3 protein-coding genes are annotated in these 20,113 nt (G+C 67.6%); all 3 read right to left on the bottom strand.

Features of this window, described 5'->3' with window-relative positions:
• Positions 1–315: 315 nt before the first annotated feature.
• From OCQ_RS10940 to OCQ_RS10930, 3 genes are read right to left on the bottom strand one after another with little or no spacing between them, the layout of a single operon-like run.
• A complete protein-coding gene (locus OCQ_RS10940) occupies positions 316–1,824 on the bottom strand; it encodes an MFS transporter (protein ID WP_139826522.1) in 1,509 nt (502 codons plus the stop codon).
• Positions 1,824–19,667, bottom strand: coding sequence for a non-ribosomal peptide synthetase (locus OCQ_RS10935; RefSeq protein ID WP_167324039.1), 17,844 nt, complete (start codon positions 19,665–19,667; stop codon positions 1,824–1,826). The genes OCQ_RS10940 and OCQ_RS10935 overlap by 1 nt, the downstream gene beginning before the upstream one ends.
• A gap of 17 nt (positions 19,668–19,684) precedes the next feature.
• On the bottom strand, positions 19,685–19,918 hold the full coding sequence (locus tag OCQ_RS10930) for an MbtH family protein (RefSeq protein ID WP_008256233.1): 234 nt from the start codon (positions 19,916–19,918) through the stop codon (positions 19,685–19,687).
• Positions 19,919–20,113 lie beyond the last annotated feature (195 nt).

The raw sequence follows: 20,113 nt of genomic DNA, 5'->3' as shown, positions 1-20,113 counted from the left end.
CGGTCCTCCAAATCTCGCGTGGGCAAGGGCCGAACACATCGGTGCACAGCTGTTGCAAGCGCTCTGGGGCATCGCCCGGAACGGCTCGACAAGGTGCATGATTCAGAGCGTTGTGGTTTTGCAATCCTGTTGTCAGGCTTATCAAGTCGGTAGCGTAGTCAGGACCCGCACATAGAGTGGTCGACGCGAGCCAACAGAGTGGTGGCTGCGCCGGCGGCGGGCAGTACTCCACCAGAAACCGGATCGCTGCGCGGATCACGCTCTGCAACAGCATTTTTCGTCGACGCCGCACACTTCGGCCGTGGCCGCGACGAGCTAGATCTCCCCCGCGTCGACGGCTTTCCTGACTTCCTGCGCGCGGGCCACCTGCGCTGCCGTGTACCCGATCAGCAGCGCCACCGCGCCGAGCAGCACGACGACCCCGGCCAGCCACAACAGGCCGTAGGTGTAGCCGCGGTCCAGCGCATGTAACTGCGCGACGTTCATGGACTTCACCGGACCCAGGGTGCCGCCCAGCCGCAGCGTGTGCGATGTGATGGCGGCCTGGATGATGACCAGTACCAGCGGCCCGCCCAAGGTCTGCAGCATCACGGCAATCGCCGAGGTGGGCCCGATCCGGTCGGAGCCGACGCTGGCGATCACCGACAGCGTGAGCGGGACGAAGATCGCGCCGATACCAAGGGCGCCGATGCTGAGCGGCACAAGCAGGTTCGGGAAGTACGGGATCCCGGCGTTGAGTGTCGCGCCGTACAGCGTTGCGATCAGAATCAGGCCGCTGCTGGCGAGCACCACCACCCGCGGCGGGAACCACATCACCAGCTTCGACGCCGCGCCGACCCCGATGGCCACCCCGATGCCGAACGGGATGAAGGCGACACCAGCGCGCAGCGGGCTGTAGCCCATGATGGTCTGCACATACATGCCGACCAGCACGGTCAGGCTGAACAGCACGCCACCGCCGAGGAACATGGCCGCGAACGCGGCCAGCCGGTTGCGGTCGAAGAACAGGCCGAACGGCACGATGGGGTTCTCGGCGGTGCGCTCCGCCACGACGAACGCCACGAGGGCGGCCAGGGCCACCAGGCCCGAACCGATCGTGATGGCCGACTGCCACCCGTGCTCCGGGCCCATCGACAGGCCGAACACCGCGGCGGTACAGCTCAACGTGGCCAGCGCGGCCCCGGTGGCGTCGAGCTTCATCCGCTCCTTCTGGGTTTCCTGCAGCATGATGACGGCCAGGCAGATCACCGCCAGCCCGATCGGCACGTTCACCAAAAACGCCAGCCGCCACGACACGTCGGTCAGCGCGCCGCCCACCACCAGGCCCAGCACCCCGCCGAGACCGGACATCGCGCCGAACACCCCTGTTGCGACGTTGCGTGCCGATCCCCTCGGGAACGTGGTCGCTATCAGCGCCAAATTGGTCGGCGCCATGATCGCGGAAGCCGCGCCGTGCAGCAGCCGCGCCGTTATCAGGGTCCCCCCGTCCCAGGCGATGCCGCACAAGGTCGAGGCGAAAGTGAACAGCGCGACCCCGACGATGAAAGCGCGCTTGCGGCCGATGGTGTCACCCAGGCGGCCACCCAGCAGCATCAGGCCACCGAAGGTCAGCATGTAGGCGGTGATCACCCAGCTCCGCCCGGCATCCGACAAGCCCAGCTCGTTCTGGATCCTGGGCAGCGCGAAGATCGCGACGGGGCCGTCCATCGCCACCATCAGTTGCATGCCGCCGATCGCGACAACGACGGCGACGAACGGGCGAGACCGCAGCAAAGGCGGAAGGCGCCTCTTCGCGGGGCGCGGCGCGCTCGGTTTGACGGCCATCATTCTGTGCGCGCACCTTCGAGTTCTAATAGAACTTTGAGTTGTTGGCCATACTGGATGAGCGATTCTGTATTCAGCATTTCTTGATGCCTGGAATCGACCGCGTAGCAATGGGTTTCGCCAGTAATGTGAGGTCGCCAACTTTGCAGCGGAGACGAACTCTGGTCGTCGTCATCCCCCACGGCAGCGAAAACGTCCACGTCACCGTTGAAAACCCCTGGTTCATGGTCTCGGGCCAACGCCAGATTCGTGTCGTCGTTGCGGACGATCGAATCGAGGAGCGGCTTGTATCGAGCCAATTCGACGATTCCTCGTTCGCGGAGTAGTTCTTCTGCAAGCTCGTAGGTGAGCGGCTCATCGGGAATGTCGATGCGGCAGAACCGCAAAACTTCTTCCAGCGCCTTCTCGACCAACACATCGCTGTTCAGGACGTCGCTGTTCGGGACGGTCAGGAGGGCGTCGAGAAGGATCAGGCGTGCGATCGAGCATCCGCGTCGCTGGAGCTCGATGGCGATCTCATGGGCGACGACGCCTCCGAAAGACCAGCCGAGAAGGTTGTAGGGCCCGGTCGGATCGACCCCCTGAATCCGGTCGGCATAGTTTTTCGCCATGTCGCGGATTGACGCGGGTTCGGCCTCGCCGTTTTGCGGGGCTTGCTGAATTCCGATGACCGGGCAGTCCAGGTAATTTCCGAGGGCGTGATACGGCCAGCTCAGCCCGCTCGCGGGATGGATGCAGAACAGCGGAATACCGGTGCCCTCCTTGAGGAACTCGACGGGCACGACTTCCACCTCGCCGGCATCTTGGCCCAATTCCCGGCTCAAGCTCCTGACGGACGGCGCGTGGAACAGCGTGCGCACCGCGAGGCCGGCGTCCAGGGATTTGTTGATGGCGGCGATGACTCGCATCGCTGACAGGGAATCCCCGCCCAGGTCGAAGAAGGAGTCGTCGACCCCGACGCGCTCGAGCCCGAGCACCCGGGCGTAGATGCCGGCCACGATCTCCTCGGTGGGCGTGGCCGGGGCCCGGTAGCGATCGCCCTCGCAGTACTCGGGCGCCGGAAGGGCCCGGGTGTCCAGTTTGCCGTTGACCGTCAACGGCAGCGCGTCGATCACCACCACCGCCGCCGGGACCATGTAGGCCGGCAGCCGCTGACCCAGCCGGGCCCGAACATCGGCCGGGTCAGCGGCGCCGGTGACATAGCCGACGAGGCGCTTGTCACCGGGGCGGTCCTCGCGGGCGATCACCGCCGCCTGCTCCACCCCATCCAGGGCGGCCAGCGCCGCGCGGATCTCACCGAGTTCAATGCGATACCCGCGGACCTTGACCTGCTCATCGGCCCGACCCAGATAATCCAGCTGCCCGTCAGGCCCCCAGCTCACCAGATCCCCGGTGCGATACATCCGTTGTCCCGGCGCGCCGAACGGGCACGCCACAAACCGCGACGCCGTCAACCCCGGGCGGCGCACATATCCGACACCGACCCCGGTACCGGCCACATACAACTCCCCGACCACCCCGACCGGCACCGGACGCAGCCACCGGTCCAGCACGAAGAACGCCGCGCCGGGCACCGGCGAACCGATCGGCACGACATCCGACCCGGCGGTCAGCGGCGCGCTCAAGGCCACCCACATCGTCGTCTCGGTCGGGCCGTATTCGTTGATCATCACGCGCCCGGGTGCCCACCGTTCGGTCAGCTCGGCCGGGCAGGCCTCGCCGCCCACCAGCAGGGCCACCGACTCCAGACCCTCCGGCGACAACGTCCCCACCGCCGAGGGCGTTTGGCATAGGACGCTGACCTGTTCGGTGATCAGCAGCGCGCGGAAGTCTTCCGGTGCGGCCGCCACCGACTCGGGCACCACCACCAACCGCCCACCGTGCAGGAGGGCGCCGTAGATCTCCCACCCCGAGATGTCGAAGCTGTAGGAGTGCCACTGCGACCACACCTGCTCGGGCCCGGCCAAACTCGGATCAAGAGACCCGAGCAGCTCGGTGACGTTGCGGTGGGTGATGGCGACGCCTTTGGGCACACCGGTGGTGCCCGACGTGTAGATCACGTAAGCGATGTCATCGGGATCCGGCGTCGGCAATCCCGTGTCGGGGAGGCCGTCAATGCGGGGATCGGCCACATCGATGACCGTTAGGTCGCGCCCATCCAGCCGCCCGGCCAGCGCCGCGGTGGTGATCGCGGCGATCGGCGCGGCATCGGCCACGACGAACGCGATCCGCTCCGCCGGATGCGCGGGGTCGATCGGCAGATACGCCGCTCCGGTCTTGAGCACCGCCAACATCGCTACGACTGCCTCGGCGCAACGGTTGAACAGCAGCGCCACGCACTGTCCCGGACCCGCGCCTTGGGCGGTCAGCAGGTGCGCCAGCAGGTTCGACGCCTCGTCGAGCTCCCGGTAGGTCATCGACCGGCCGTCGGAGCTGATCGCCACGGCCTCCGGGGCGCGGGTGAGCTGCGCGGCGAACACCGCCGGAATCGACGGCGAGGGTGACGCCGTCGGGGTCAACGCCGCCCGGTTGCCGATCTCATCCAGCCGAGCGTGCTCGCCCGCGTCCAGCACGTCCACGGACGACAACACTCGAGACGGCTCGGCGGTGACCGCGATCAGCACTCGCTCCAGCCGCTCGATCAGCGCCTCGATGGTGGCCGCGTCGAACACGTCGGTGCGGAACTCCACCGACCCGCCGATGCCGGCGGGATCACCGGCGGAAGTCCAGCGTTCGCCCAACGTGAAGGTCAGGTCCATCCGGGCAACCCGGGTGTCCGCCGCCAGCGGTGTGACCTGCAGATCACCCAGGGTCAGCCCGGCGGGGACACCGTCCTCCCGCGCAAAGTTCTGCCAGGCCAATACCACCTGTATCAGCGGGTGGTGGGCCAGGCTTCGGGTCGGGTTGAGCCGCTCCACGAGCACCTCGAAAGGCACGTCCTGATGCTCGTAGGCGGCCAGACTGCGCGCCCGCACCTGATCCAGCGATTCGGTGAAGCTCGGGTCGCCGGCCAGGTCGACCCGCAACACCAGGGTGTTGACGAAAAAGCCCACCAATCCATCGAGTGCGGGATCATCGCGCCCGGCGATCGCAAATCCGACCGCCACGTCACTGCTGGCGGTCAGCTTGGACAGCAGTGCGGCCAGGGCGGCCTGGATCACCATGAAGCTGGTCGCGTTGTGCTCGCGGGCCACCGCGCGCACCCGCTGCTGCAGCTCGGGCGGCCACTCCACCATCACGCTGGCACCGCGGTAGTCGGCCACGGGCGGATAGGGCCGATCGGTGGGCAGCGCCAGGCGCTCGGGCAGCCCGGCCAGCTCCTGCTCCCAGTACGCCAGCTGGGCGGCGATCGGGCTGTCGCTGTCGGTGACATCACCGAGCTGCGCACGCTGCCACAGCGTGTAATCGGCGTACTGCACCGGCAACGGCGCCCAACCGGGTGCCTGCCCCGCACACCGGCTGGCGTACGCCACCGCCAGATCAGCCACCAGCGGCGACATCGACAAGCCGTCGGCGGCGATGTGGTGCACCACCGCCACCAGCACGTGTTCGTCCTCCGCGATACGGAAAAGCCGTGCCCGCAAAGGAATCTCGGTGGCCAGATCGAACGAGTGACGCACCGTCGGGTCGATGGCCTCCTGCAGCCGGGTTTCCGGCCAGCCGGTGGCATCGACGACCTGCCAACCGAAGTCGGCCTGCTCGATCGGGATAACCACCTGTTCGGGTATCCCGTCGATCGCCGGGAAGAGGGTGCGCAGGGTCTCCTGGCGGGCTACCACATCGGCGAGCGCCGCCCCTAACGCCTCGGCATCCAGCCGTCCGCTGAGCCGCAACGCCACCGCCATGTTGTAGATCGGCGAAGGCCCCAGCAACTGGTCGATGAACCACAAGCGTTGCTGGGCAAACGACAACGGCACCACCTCGGGCCGCTCCAGAGCCACCACCGGCTGGCGTCGACCGCCGCCTCCGCCGACGCGGAGCGCCAACTGGGTCACCGTGGGCGCCTCGAACACGGTGCGCACCGAAAGCTCTGCCTTCAGACCCATCTCGATCGCGGCGACCAAGCGCATCGCCAGCAGCGAATCCCCACCCAGATCGAAGAACGACTGGTCGACCCCGACGCGCTCAATCCCGAGGACCTCGGCGAACGCGCCGGCCAGGATCTCTTCGACCGGGTTGGCCGGCGCGCGATATCCGGCATTTTGGTATTCGGGTGCCGGCAGGGCGCGGGTATCGAGTTTGCCGTTGACCGTCAACGGCAGCGCGTCGAGCACGACCACCGCGGCCGGCACCATATATTCCGGTAGCCGCTCGGCCAGCGCGGTTCGCAGGTCGGCCGGGTCCGCGGTCCCAGTGACGTAGGCGACCAGGCGCTTGTCGCCGGGGCGGTCCTCGCGGGCGATGACCACCGCCTGATCCACCCCACTCAGCGCGGTCAGGGCGGTCTGGATCTCCCCGAGCTCGATGCGATAGCCGCGGATCTTGACCTGCTCATCGGCGCGCCCCAGGTAATCCAGCTGCCCATCGGCGCGCCAGCGCACCAGATCCCCGGTGCGATACATCCGTTGACCCCGCGCCCCCTCACCGGCGAATGGGCAGGCCACAAACCGCGACCCGGTCAACCCTGGTCGGCCCACATAGCCGCATCCCACGCCGCGACCGGCCACATACAGCTCGCCGACCACACCGGCCGGCACCGGGCGTAACCAGCCGTCCAGCACGAACAACGCCGCCCCCGCCACCGGCGCACCGATGGGCACCACACTCGAGCCGGCCTTTAAGGGCGCGCTGATCGCCACGCACATCGTGGTCTCGGTCGGGCCATAGGCGTTGACCATCACCCGATCGGGTGCCCACCGATCCACCACCTCGGCCGGACACGCCTCACCCACTACCGCCAAAGCCACCGACTCCAGCCCCTCGACCGGCAGCGCCGCCACCGCCGACGGGGTCTGGGTCAACACGCTGACGCCTTCGGCGACCAGCACCCGATGCAGATCCTGCGGTGAGGCGCTGACCGCCTCGGGCACCACCACCAGCCGGCCACCGCGCAGCAGGGCCCCGAAGATCTCCCACACCGACACATCGAACGCCAACGAATGACACAGCGCCCACACCCCCGCGGCCGGCAGCCCGGCCTCCAACGACCCCAACAACTGAGTCACGTTGCGATGGCTGATCCCAACACCTTTGGGCACCCCGGTGGTGCCCGAGGTGTAAATCACATACGCGATATCCTCAGGCTCCGGGCCCCGCAACCCCGTACACGGTTGCGCGTCGATGGCGGGATCGTTGACGTCGATGACCGCCACGTCATGGCCGTCGAGCCGCCCGGTCAGCGCCGCGGTGGTGATCGCCGCGATCGGCGCGGCATCGGCGAGCACGAAGCCGATCCGCTCCGCGGGCAGACCCGGGTCGATCGGCAAATACGCCGCCCCCGTCTTGAGCACCGCCACGATCGCCACTACCGCCTCGGCCGACCGCGACAACACCACCGCCACAGTCCGCCCCGGCCCCGCACCCCGCCCAACAAGCAGGTGCGCCAGCCGATTCGACGCCTCATCAAGCTCGCGGTAGGTCACCGACAGTCCTTCACTGACCACCGCCACGGCATCCGGAATCCGGGCCACCTGGGTCGCGAACAATTCCGGCACCGACACCGCAACACCGTGCGGGCTGGCCAAAACCGCTTTATTACCAAGCTCTTCCAGGCGGGCGCGCTCACCCTCACCCAGCACATCCACCGACGACAACCGCCGGGCCGGATCGGCGGCCATCGCCACCAACACCCGCTCCAACCGACCGATCAACGCCAAGACGCTGTCCGCGTCGAACACGTCGGTGCGAAATTCGACTTGCCCCGAAATCCCGGCGGGCTCACCGGCGTCGGTCCAGCATTCTTTGAGGAAGAAGACGAGATCCATTTTCGCGGTCTGGGTGTCCCCGAGCAGCGGCGTGACCTGAAGGTCACCCAAGCTCAGCCCGGTCTCGGGGACGCTGACCTGTCCCGGGAAGTTGTTCCAGCCCAACATCACCTGGACCAGCGGGTGGTGGGCCAACGATCGGGTGGGGTTGAGCCGCTCGACGAGTACCTCGAACGGCACGTCCTGGTGCTCGTAGGCGGCCAGGCCGCGTGATCGCACCTGCGCCAGCAGCTCGGCGACGGTGGGATCGCCGGCAAGATCGACGCGCAGCACCAAGGTGTTGACGAAGAATCCCACCAGCTCGTCGAGCGCGGGATCGCGGCGCCCGGCGATCGCGAATCCTACCGCCACATCGCTGCTGGCGCTGAGCTTCGACAGCAGCACCGCCAGGGCGGCCTGCGTCACCATGAATCCGGTCGCGTTGTGTTCGCGGGCCATCCGCGCAATCTGCTGCTGCAACAACGCCGGCCACTCGACGGTCACCCTGGCGCCGCGCTGATCGGCCACCGGCGGATAGGGCCGGTCGGTGGGCAGCTGCAGCCGCTCGGGCATCCCGGCCAGCGTCTGCTCCCAGTAGGCCAGCTGCGCGGCGATGCGGCTTTCACTGTCGTCGAGATCGCCAAACTGCGCGCGCTGCCACAGCGTGTAGTCGACATACTGCACCGGCAATGGGGCCCAGTCGGGGGCCCGGCCCGCGCACCGGCTTGCATAGGCCACACTCATGTCTCGCACCAGGCGGGTCGTCGACCAACCGTCGGCGGCGATTTCGTGCAGCACCGCCACCATCACGTGTTCATCGTCGGCGACGCGGAAAAGCCTTGCCCGCAACGGGATCTCGGTGGCCAGGTCAAACCCGTAGCGCACCACGGCGCCGACGGCGTCCTCCACCTGGCCAGCCGGCCATCCGGTGGCATCAACGACGTCCCAGCCGAAATCGGCCTGGTCGGCGGGCATCACCAGTTGCTGCGGTATCCCGTCGACCGCCCGGAACAGGGTGCGCAGGCTCTCATGGCGGCCGACCACATCGACCAGCGCCGCACCCAGCGCGTCCGCATCGAGGCGCCCACTCAGCCGCAACGGCACCACCACGTTGTAAAGCGGTGAAGGCCCTTGCAATTGGTCGATGAACCACAACCGACTCTGGGCAAACGACAACGGAATCACCGCCGGCCTCTCCGCCGGCACCAGCGGCTCCAGGCCCCCGCCCTGACCGATACGGGGCGCCAATTCGGCAACCGTGGGGGCCTCGAAGACCGCACGCACCGACAGGTCGGCATCCAGAACGTTGTTGACCGCGGCGATCAGCCGCATCGCCGACAGCGAATCCCCACCCAGGTCGAAGAACGAGTCGTCGGCCCCGACCTTGTCGATCGCCAGCACCTCGGCGAACAGGCCGGCGACGATCTTTTCGGTCTGGGTCTGCGGCGCTCGGAAGGCTGTGGTGGCAAAAACGGGCGCCGGCAAGGCCTTACGGTCGATCTTGCCCGAGGACGTCATCGGGAACTCGTCGAGCACCACGATGTGCGTCGGCACCATGTACTCGGGCAACCACGCGCTCAACTGCTGACGCACGGCGGTGATTTTGGTGTTGGTCTGCGGGTCGTTGGCGTGACTGGTGACTCGGTGGGCCGCGTCGGGCGGCAGATACAGATCGGTCAGCGCCCAGGTCCGCTCAGCGTCGGCGGCAGTGACGAACACCGCGTCCACGGTGCCCGGTTGGGCTCCCCAGGTGACCGCGACGCGGTATCCGGCACTCTCGCCAAGGCGGTGGAGCTGTTCGGGGACAACGGCGTCCGCGCTCTCGGCCAGGGCCAGCGCGTCGGACAGGGCGAGCCCGTCGGCGAGGGCGTGTTCGACGTGCACGTCGCTGATCACTCCCGCGCGGGGGATCTCGGTGACGCGAACAATGGCGGGACGCTCGGCCACCAACCGGTCGTGCAGCCCGCCCAGGCCCGCGCACTGGGCCCACGCCCAGCTGTCTGCGCCGGCCAGTGAGCGCACCGGCGCCGGGGTTTTAAAGACGACGAGGTCGTAGCGATACCGGTTGAGTTCGTTGTCGGCCGCGCCGCGCTTGACTTCAATATCCAGCCCGGCCACCGATGCATGGCCAGCGGCCCAGGCGGTGAAAAACTCTGGGGCCAATAGTAATTCGGCTTCGCCGAGCATGGCGCGCTGAACTCGTTGGCGAATCTCGTCAACGTCGGCGGTGTCGTTGGCGGCCCGGACAAGCGCGACGCCGGTTTGAAACGCGCCCTGCAGACTGTGATTACGCACGTCGCCGACGAACAGTGCCCCGCCTGGTGCCAGCAATCGCATCGCGACCGCCAGCACGTCGGTGAGATAGCGCGCGCTCGGGAAGTACTGGACCACCGAGTTGAGCACCACCACATCGAAATGGCTCTCCGGCAACGCATCTGCCACATCGGCGGGCTGCACCCGCAACCGCACCCGATCCCCCCACGGCTGCCCGGCCACGGCGGCCTGCAGCGTCTGGATCGTCGGCGCGGAGAAGTCCGTGGCCCAGTACTCGGCACAGACCGGCGCCAACTGGGAAAGCAATAGCCCCGAACCCACGCCGATCTCCAGCACCCGCGCGGGATGCAACTCGAGGATCCGATCCACCGTGGCCGAACGCCACTCGATCATCTCCTCGAGCGGGATCGGATCGTCGGTGTAGCTGCTGTTCCAGCCGCGGAAATCCATGCCGAATTCCGGCGCGTCCACGTCGGCGCCGTACGCCTCGTCATACAGGTGTTGCCACGCTTGGACGGTTTCGGCGTCGTGCTCGGCGGTGGTGGCCTGCTCGAGGGTGACATAGGCGACGAGGTGCGAGCCGGTTCTGCTTTCGTGCACGGTGGCGGCCGCCCGGGCGACCTGCGGGCAGCCCAGCAAGGTGTTTTCGATTTCGCCCAGTTCGATGCGGTGCCCGCGCAGCTTGATCTGAGCGTCGGCACGGCCGAGGTAGTCCAGGGTTCCGTCGAGCGTCCAGCGCGCCAGGTCGCCGGTGCGATACAGCCGCGCGCCCGCGGGCCCGTAGGGATCGGCCACGAACCGTTCCGCGGTCAGATCCGCGCGGCCCAGGTAGCCGCGCGCCAGCGCCGGTCCGCCCAGATACAACTCGCCGATCACCCCGATGGGGGCGGGGTTCAGCCGCGCGTCGAGCACCAGCGAGCGCATCCCCGGGAGCGGGCTGCCGATGCGGACCGGCTGCCCCGCCACGAGCGGCACCGTGGTGGCCCAGATTGTGGCCTCGGTCGGGCCGTAGCCGTTGAACATGCGCCGCCCCGGCGCCCACGCGGCCACCAACTCGTCGGGGCAGGCCTCACCGCCGACGATCAAGGTGGACAACGCATCCAGCCGGCTTCGATCCAGCGACGACAGCAACGTCGGGGTCATCACGGCCGCGTTGACCCGTTGCTCCTGCAGCAATGCGGTCAACGTCTCGCCGGCATACACCTCCGGCGGCGCGACCACCAACGCGCCGCGCGATCCCACCGCGACCAACAACTCACCGAGCGCGGCGTCGAATGTCGGGGAGAGCACCGCCAGCATTCGGGTGTCCGCGCCGAGCCCAAACGCCTCGCGGTGCGCCGCGGCGACCCCGGGCAGACCGCCGTGGGTGACCGCCACGCCCTTCGGGGTGCCGGTGGACCCCGACGTGAAGATCACATACGCGGTGTTGTCGGGTCCCAACTCCGCCAGCCGGTCGGCGTCCGTGATCGGTTTGGCGCACCGCCCGGACAGGTCCAGGCCGTCGATGCGCAGCACCGGGCGCGTGCCGGCGCCGGCCACCGTGTCTGCGTCGCGGGTCAACACGCACACCGCGCCGACGGCGTCCAGCACCGTCGCGATCCGCTCGACCGGGTGAGCGGGATCCACCGGCACATACACGCCGCCGGCTTTCTGCACCGCCCACCACGCCACCACGAGTTCCGTGGACCGGCCCATCGCCACGCCCACCGCGCGTTCGGGGCCCACCCCCGCCTCGATCAGCACCCGCGCCAGCCGGGTCGACCACGTGTCGAGCTCGTGGTAGGACAAGCTCCGGGCCCGATCGACGATCGCCACCGCGTCCGGGTCGGCGGCCACCGCGGCGTCCAACAACTCCGGCGCCACCCCCGCCGGCGCCCCAACTCCGGCGCCAGACCACCGCGACAGCACCAGATCACGCTCGTCGCGATCCAGCAGCGCCAGGTCGCCCACCACCACCGACGCATCCGCGACGACCGCTTCGATCACCCGCGTGAACCAGGTGACGAAGCGCTCGATGGTGGCCCGTTCATACAGGTCCGTGGCATAGGTCACGACCCCGGCGGCCATCGGTGCGGCCGGGTCGTCGGAGGGCACCTCCCGCAGGTCGACATCCAGATCGAATTTGGCGGTGCGGCTGTCCACCGCCAGCGGCTCGACGCTGAGCCCGTCGAGCGCCACCTCGGGGCGCACATTGTTCTGGAAGGCCAGGGCCACCTGAAACAGCGGATGGTGCGCCGTGGAGCGCACCGGGTTGAGCTGCTCGACCAGTCGCTCGAACGGCACATCCTGATTGGTGTAGGCGTCCAGCGCCTTCTGGCGCACCTGCTCGAGCACATCGCTGAACCGGTGCGCAGGCCTCACACCCACCCGCAGCACCCAGGTGTTGACGAAGAACCCGACCAGCTCATCCAGCGCCGCATCCATCCGCCCGGCGATCGGGGTGCCCATGGTCACGTCCTCGCCGACCCCGGCCCGGTGCAGGACCACCACCATGGCCGCCTGCAACACCATCGAGGCGGTCGCGTTATGCGCCGCCGCCAACGCCTTGATCCCCGCCCACAGGGGCGGGTCGAGGTGCATGTCCACCGCATCGCCGCGGTAGCTGGGCACCGGCGGGCGCGCCCGATCCGTCGGCAGCGACACCACCTCGGGCAAATCGGCCAACTCCTGTCGCCAATAGGCCAGCTGCCCGGCGATCACACTGTCGGGATCGGACTCGACGCCCAACCAATCCCGTTGCCAGAGCGTGTAATCGGCGTACTGCACCGGCAACGGCGCCCATTGCGGGGCCCGGCCCCCCCGCCGCGCCAGATAGGCCTCGCCGATATCCCGGGCCATCGGAGCCAGTGACCAGCCGTCAAATGCGATGTGGTGCACCACAATTCCCACGACATGCTGCTCGGGGCCCACCTCATAGATCTGCGCGCGAATCGGGATCTCGGTTGCCAGATCGAACCGATATCCCGCCAGTTCCACCAACTCGCCGAGCAGATCCTGTTCGGTCAACGACACCACTGCCGCGTCGCCACGCCGCCACATCCCGGCCTCGGCCGGCAGCACCTGCTGGAACGGCACACCGTCCATGTCGGGAAATATGGTGCGCAGCGCCTCGTGGCGGGCGATGACGTCATCGACGGCCGCCGTCAACGCCTCGACGTCCAGCGCCCCGCTGATCCGAAACGCGGTCGGCATGTTGTAGGTCGCCACCCCGCCCTCGAACCGGTCGAGGAACCACAACCGGCTCTGCGCATACGACAACGGCACCATCGGCGGCCGCGTGCCGGCCACCAACGGCTGACGCGTACCGCCGTCCCCGCCGATACGGGGCGCCAACTGGGCAACGGTGGGTGACTCGAACACGGTGCGCACCGCGAGGCCGGCGTCCAGGGATTTGTTGATGGCGGCGATGACGCGCATGGCTGATAGGGAATCCCCGCCCAGGTCGAAGAAGGAGTCGTCGACCCCGACGCGCTCGAGCCCGAGCACCTGGGCGTAGATGCCGGCCACGATCTCCTCGGTGGGCGTGGCCGGGGCCCGGTAGCGATCGCCCTCGCAGTACTCGGGCGCCGGAAGCGCCCGGGTGTCCAGTTTGCCGTTGACCGTCAACGGCAGCGCGTCGATCACCACCACCGCCGCCGGGACCATGTAGGCCGGCAGCCGCTGACCCAGCCGGGCCCGAACATCGGCCGGGTCAGCGGTGCCGGTGACATAGCCGACGAGGCGCTTGTCACCGGGGCGGTCCTCGCGGGCGATCACCGCCGCCTGCTCCACCCCATCCAGGGCGGCCAGCGCCGCGCGGATCTCACCGAGTTCAATGCGATACCCGCGGATCTTGACCTGCTCATCGGCCCGACCCAGATAATCCAGCTGCCCGTCGCGCCCCCAACTCACCAAATCCCCGGTGCGATACATCCGTTGTCCCGGCGCGCCGAACGGGCACGCCACAAACCGCGAACCGGTCAAAGCGGCCCGGCCCAGGTATCCGTACGCCAGCCCGCCGCCGGCCACATACAACTCCCCGACCACCCCGACCGGCACCGGACGCAACGACGCGTCCAGCACAAAAAAGCCAAGGTGCACCAACGGCACCCCGATGGGGCTGACACTGCGGTCGACGTCGGCGACGCTGATCTCGCGGAACGAGGCATGCACGGTCGTCTCGGTGATGCCGTACATGTTGATAAGCCGCGGTGACCGGCGGTGGCGGTCCAACCAGGTTCCCAGGCGCTGGGGTTCTAGCGCCTCGCCGCCGAACACCACCGTCTCGAGCTTCAGCTGAGATCCCCGCTCGGGTGCCCGCGCATCGGCGGTTTGCAGCGCATAAAACGCCGACGGCGTCTGGCTCAATACGCTGACCTGTTCGGCGATGAGCAACGCGTGCAGGTCTTCGGGTGAGCGCGTCACGGACTCCGGTACCACCACCAGCCGCCCGCCGTGCAACAGCGCACCGAAGATCTCCCACACCGAGTAGTCGAAGGCCAGCGAATGGCACTGCGTCCACACCTGCTCCGGCGACAGCTCCAGGTCGGCGCTCAGTGCCGTCAGCAGGCGGGTCACGTTGTGGTGGGGAATGGCAACGCCTTTGGGAACCCCGGTGGTGCCCGACGTGTAGATCAGGTAGGCGATCTCCTCGGCAGCCGGCGTCGGCAGGCCCGTGCACGGGCAGCCCAGGATGCGCGGATCGTCGACATCGATGACCGGCAGGTCACGGCCGTCGAACCGGTCAACCAGCCCTGTGGTGGTGATCGCCGCGATCGGTCCGGCATCGGCAACCATGAACTCCATTCGCGCCGTCGGGTGCGCCGGATCGATCGCCAGATACGCCGCCCCGGTCTTGAGCACCGCCATTACCGCCACGACCGCCCCGGCCGACCGTGGCAAGAGCAGCGCCACACACTGTCCCGGGCCGGCGCCCAGGGCGGCCAACAGGTGCGCCAACCGGTTCGACGCCTCGTCGAGCTCCCGGTAGGTCGTCGACCGGCCTTCAAAAGTGATCGCCGCCGCCTCCGGCGTGCGCGCCACCTGAGCGGCGAACACCGCCGGAATCGACGCCGCGGTTGGCACCGGCCGGGCCAACACCGCCCGGTTACCGATCTTGTCCAGGTGTGCGCGCTCAGCGGCATCCAGGACATCCACCGACGACAATCGCCGGCTGGGATCGGCGGTCATCGCCGCCAGCACCCGCTCCAACCGCTCGATCAATACCTCGATGCTGGCCGCGTCGAACACGTCGGTGCGGAACTCCACATCCCCGGCGATCCCGGCGGGCTCACCAGCCTCGGTGAACCGTTCGGCCAGCGTGAATGTCAGATCCATGCGCGCCGACTGAGTGTCCACCGGCAAACGCGTGACCTGTAGCTCACCCAAGTCCAGCCCGGCGGCGGGATCGCTGGTGTGGCCGGGGAAGTTCTGCCAGGCCAACACCACCTGTATCAGCGGGTGGTGCGCCAGGCTTCGGGTCGGGTTGAGGCGCTCCACGAGCACCTCGAAGGGCACGTCCTGGTGCTCGTAGGCGGCCACGCTGCGCGCCCGCACCTGAGCGAGCAACTCGGCCACGGTGGGATCCCCGGCCGCATCGACCCGCAGCACGAGGGTGTTGATGAAAAACCCCACCAGCTCGTCGAGCGCCGGGTCGCGCCGCCCGGCGATCGCGAACCCGACCGCCACATCGCTGCTGGCGGTCAGCTTGGACAGCAGTGCGGCCAGGGCGGCCTGGATCACCATGAACCTGGTCGCGTTGTGCTCACGGGCCACTTGAGCAATCCGCAGCTGCAGCTCAACCGGCCAGTCCACGACCACGCTGGCGCCGCGGTAATCGGCCACGGGCGGATATGGCCGGTCGGTGGGCAATGCCAGGCGCTCGGGCAGCCCGGCCAGCTCCTGCTCCCAGTACGCCAGCTGCGCGGCGATCGGGCTGTCGCTGTCGGTGACGTCACCGAGCTGGGTGCGCTGCCACAGCGTGTAATCGGCGTACTGCACGGGCAATGGCGCCCAACCGGGTGCCTGCCCCGCATACCGGCTGGCATAAGCCAGTCCCAGATCACGCACCAGAGCGGTGATCGACCAGCCGTCGGCGGCGATGTGGTGCACCACGGCCACCAGCACGTGTTCGTCGTCGGCGATGCGGAAAAGCCGTGCCCGCAAAGGAATCTCGGTGGCCAAATCGAACGTGTGGCACGCTGTGGCTTTGACGGCCTCACTCAGCCGGCTTTCCGACCAGCCGGTGGCATCAATGATCTGCCAGCCGAAATCGACTTCTTCCCTTGGGATAACCATCTGCTGCGGTGTTCCGTTGGGCGCCGCAAAGAGCGTGCGGAGGCTCTCATGGCGGGCCACGACGTCGGACAGCGCCGCCCCTAACGCCTCGGCATCCAGCGGTCCGCTGAGCCGCAACGCCGCCGGTATGTTGTAGATCGGTGAAGGCCCTTGCAGTTGGTCGATGAACCACAAGCGTTGCTGGGCAAACGACAACGGCACCACCGCGGGCCGCTCAACCGCCACCACGGGCTCGCGTCGACCGCCATCCCCGGCGACGCGGAGCGCCAACTGGCCAACCGTGGGCGCGTCAAACAGGGCGGGTACCGAAAGCTCGGCATCGAGGCTGGTGTTGATTACGGCGACCAGGCGCGTCGCCAGCAGCGAGTCGCCACCCAGATCGAAGAACGACTGGTCGACCCCGACGCGCTCAATCCCGAGGACCTCGGCGAACGCGCCGGCCAGGATCTCTTCGACCGGGTTGGCCGGCGCGCGATAACCGGCGCTCTGGTATTCGGGTGCGGGCAGGGCGCGGGTATCGAGTTTGCCGTTGACCGTCAACGGCAGCGCGTCGAGCACGACCACCGCGGCCGGCACCATATATTCCGGTAGCCGCTCGCCCAGCGCGGTACGCAGCTCGCCGGGATCGACGGTGCCGGTGCCGGATTCGGTGATGTAGGCGACCAGGCGTTTGTCGCCGGGGCGGTCCTCGCGGGCGATGACCACCGCCTGATCCACCTGACTCAGCGCGGTCAGGGCGGTCTGAATTTCGCCGAGCTCGATGCGATAGCCGCGGATCTTGACCTGCTCATCGGCGCGCCCCAGATAATCCAGCTGCCCATCGGCGCGCCAACGCACCAGATCCCCGGTGCGATACATCCGTTGGCCCGGCGCTCCGAATGGGCAGGCCACAAACCGCGACCCGGTCAACCCTGGTCGGCCCACATAGCCGCATCCCACGCCGCGACCGGCCACATACAGCTCGCCGACCACACCGGCCGGCACCGGGCGCAACCACCCATCGAGCACGAACAACGCCGCCCCCGCCACCGGCGCACCGATGGGCACCACACTCGAGCCGGCCTTTAAGGGCGCGCTGATCGCCACGCACATCGTGGTCTCGGTCGGGCCATAGGCGTTGACCATCACCCGCCCCGGCGCCCACCGATCCACCACCTCGGCCGGACACGCCTCACCCACTACCGCCAAGGCCACCGACTCCAGCCCCTCGACCGGCAGCGCGGCCACCGCCGACGGCGTCTGGGTCAACACGCTGACGCCTTCGGCGACCAGCACCCGATGCAGATCCTGCGGTGAGGCGCTCACCGCCTCGGGCACCACCACCAGCCGGCCACCGCGCAGCAGGGCACCGAAGATCTCCCACACCGACACGTCGAACGCCAACGAATGACACAGCGCCCACACCCCCGCGGCCGGCAGGCCGGCCTGCAACGACCCCAACAACTGGGTCACGTTGCGATGGCTGATCCCAACACCTTTGGGCACCCCGGTGGTGCCCGAGGTGTAAATCACATACGCGATATCCTCAGGCTCCGGGCCCCGCAACCCCGTACACGGTTGGGCGTCGATGGCGGGATCGTTGACGTCGATGACCGCCACGTCATGGCCGTCGAGCCGCTCGGTCAGCGCCGCGGTGGTGATCGCCGCGATCGGCGCGGCATCGGCGAGCACGAAGCCGATCCGCTCCGCGGGCAGACCCGGGTCGATCGGCAAATACGCCGCCCCCGTCTTGAGCACCGCCAGGATCGCTACCACCGCCTCGGCCGACCGCGACAACACCACCGCCACAGTCCGCCCCGGCCCCGCACCCCGCCCAACAAGCAGGTGCGCCAACCGATTCGACACCTCATCCAGCTCGCGATACGTCAGCGACTGGTCCTCGCACACCACCGCCACGGCATCCGGAATCCGGGCCACCTGGGTGGCGAACAATGCCGGCACCGACACCGCAACACCGTGCGGGCTCGTTAAAACCGCTTTATTACCAAGCTCTTCCAGGCGCGCGCGCTCACCCTCACCCAGCACATCCACCGACGACAACCGCCGACCCGCATCGGCCGCCATCCCCACCAACACCCGCTCCAACCGACCGACCAAATCGCGGATGTCACAACGAGAAAGCCACTGCCCAGCGCCGCCGAACCCACTCGTCTTCGCGCCGGGTTGCAGGCCGAGGAAGAGCCGATCGTGGTCGCTGAAGAAGTCCAGCCCACATTGATCGACGAGATTCGTATGGGTCAGGGTGCCAGAAATCTTGGCACCGGCGATATTCGCCAGATTTGTAGTCGGGATGAAATTGAGGATTACGCGATTCGACCTCTGCGCGGAGCCGCGGGGTCGCCTGTACTCGATGAGATGCACCGGGAACCGCTGATGGTCCAACGCTTCTCGCAGTCGCCTGTCGACATGCTCACAAAAACTGGCAATCGTGGATTCCGGCGAAGCCTTCAAGACTAATGGGACGAACCCGGTAACCATTCCGGGCACCGTCTGTGTCTCCGGACGGACCCGCCTGCTTACCGGAAAATCGAAAACCACCTCCGAGCCCTCGACGTCGCACCCTCCCACCAGGAGCGCGCATGCCGCGGCAATCACCGACGAGCGACGCACCCCCAACGCCTGCGACAACTCTCGGATCCCAGAGACAGCAACAGGGTCCAATTCCACCGGTGCAGAAGATTCGTAGGGTTCACGGCCGTCCGCGGCGGGCGCCAACCCATAAGGCGGTTCGCTTTCGGCCGGCAGGTTCTTGGTCCAATAGGCCTGATCGTCGAGATAATCGGTGGACGCTTCGTATTCCGCCTCGCAAGCAATCAGATCACTCAGCGATCCGAAAAAAGCGGGGGGAATCGGCGCGCCCGACGCCATGGCATTGTAGACATCGCCGATCCGATGACAAATAAGAGCGAGGCCGATTCCGTCCGCCACTATATGGTGGCAGCAGACGAACAAATAAAATTCATCTGCCCGCGTCTGCAACAACGCGAATTTGAACAGCGGCCCGCTGAGCGGCATCACCGTGCGCTGAATCGAGGATGCCAGCCGATAGGCTTCCTGGACAGGATCCTGCGAGCCCATCCGCTCATAGCGAGCAAGCTCGACATCCGGGTAATCAACCGCCGCTTGGAACACCTGGCCATCCACCTGGAAAAAGGCGGCTCTAAATGGTTCGGCCTCGCGCACCACTTGACGGATCGTGTGCTCCAGCAACCAAGGGTCGAGCGTGCCCTCGATTCGCAGAAGATAGCCCAGTTGCCACCTCGCGCCTCCGCGATCGGTTTCCTGCGCAAGCCATATATCCAGTTGCCCGCGTGTCAGCGGGAATGGCCCACCGTCAGATTCCGTCAGTCGTTCGCGCCCAACCGACAGCGCCCGGTCATCGATCGTCATCGGATTCCCTTTGCCGTCTACCTGTCAGAAGCCTGGCGCGCTGCCGCCAGCCTGTTCCGCAGCGTCTTCGGCCGGATATCGGGCCAGTTCTGTTCGATGTACTCCAGGCACGCGGCGCGATCCGCTTCGCCATAAACCGTCTGCCAGCCGGCCGGAATATCGGCGAACGCAGGCCATAGGCTGTGCTGCTCTTCGTCGTTGATCAAGACGAAAAAGCTGCAAGTGTCGTCGTCGAACGGATTGGTACTCACCGGGCCTCCAAACGTCGTTGTCGCATGGGTCGCGCACTTCACTGCACGTGCTGTTTTGGACCGGGCGCCAGGGGGCTTGACCCAGCATCGGTCTCGACATGACCGGGAGCGTATGGGTTTCAATCCTGTTGTCGGCCTTATCAAGCCGGGTAGCGTAGTCCGGACGCGCACATAGAGTGGTGAGCGCGATTTGCG

This window comes from Mycobacterium paraintracellulare, assembly GCF_000276825.1.
GTDB lineage: Bacteria > Actinomycetota > Actinomycetes > Mycobacteriales > Mycobacteriaceae > Mycobacterium > Mycobacterium intracellulare.
This window is presented reverse-complemented; position numbering and strand designations above follow the sequence as displayed.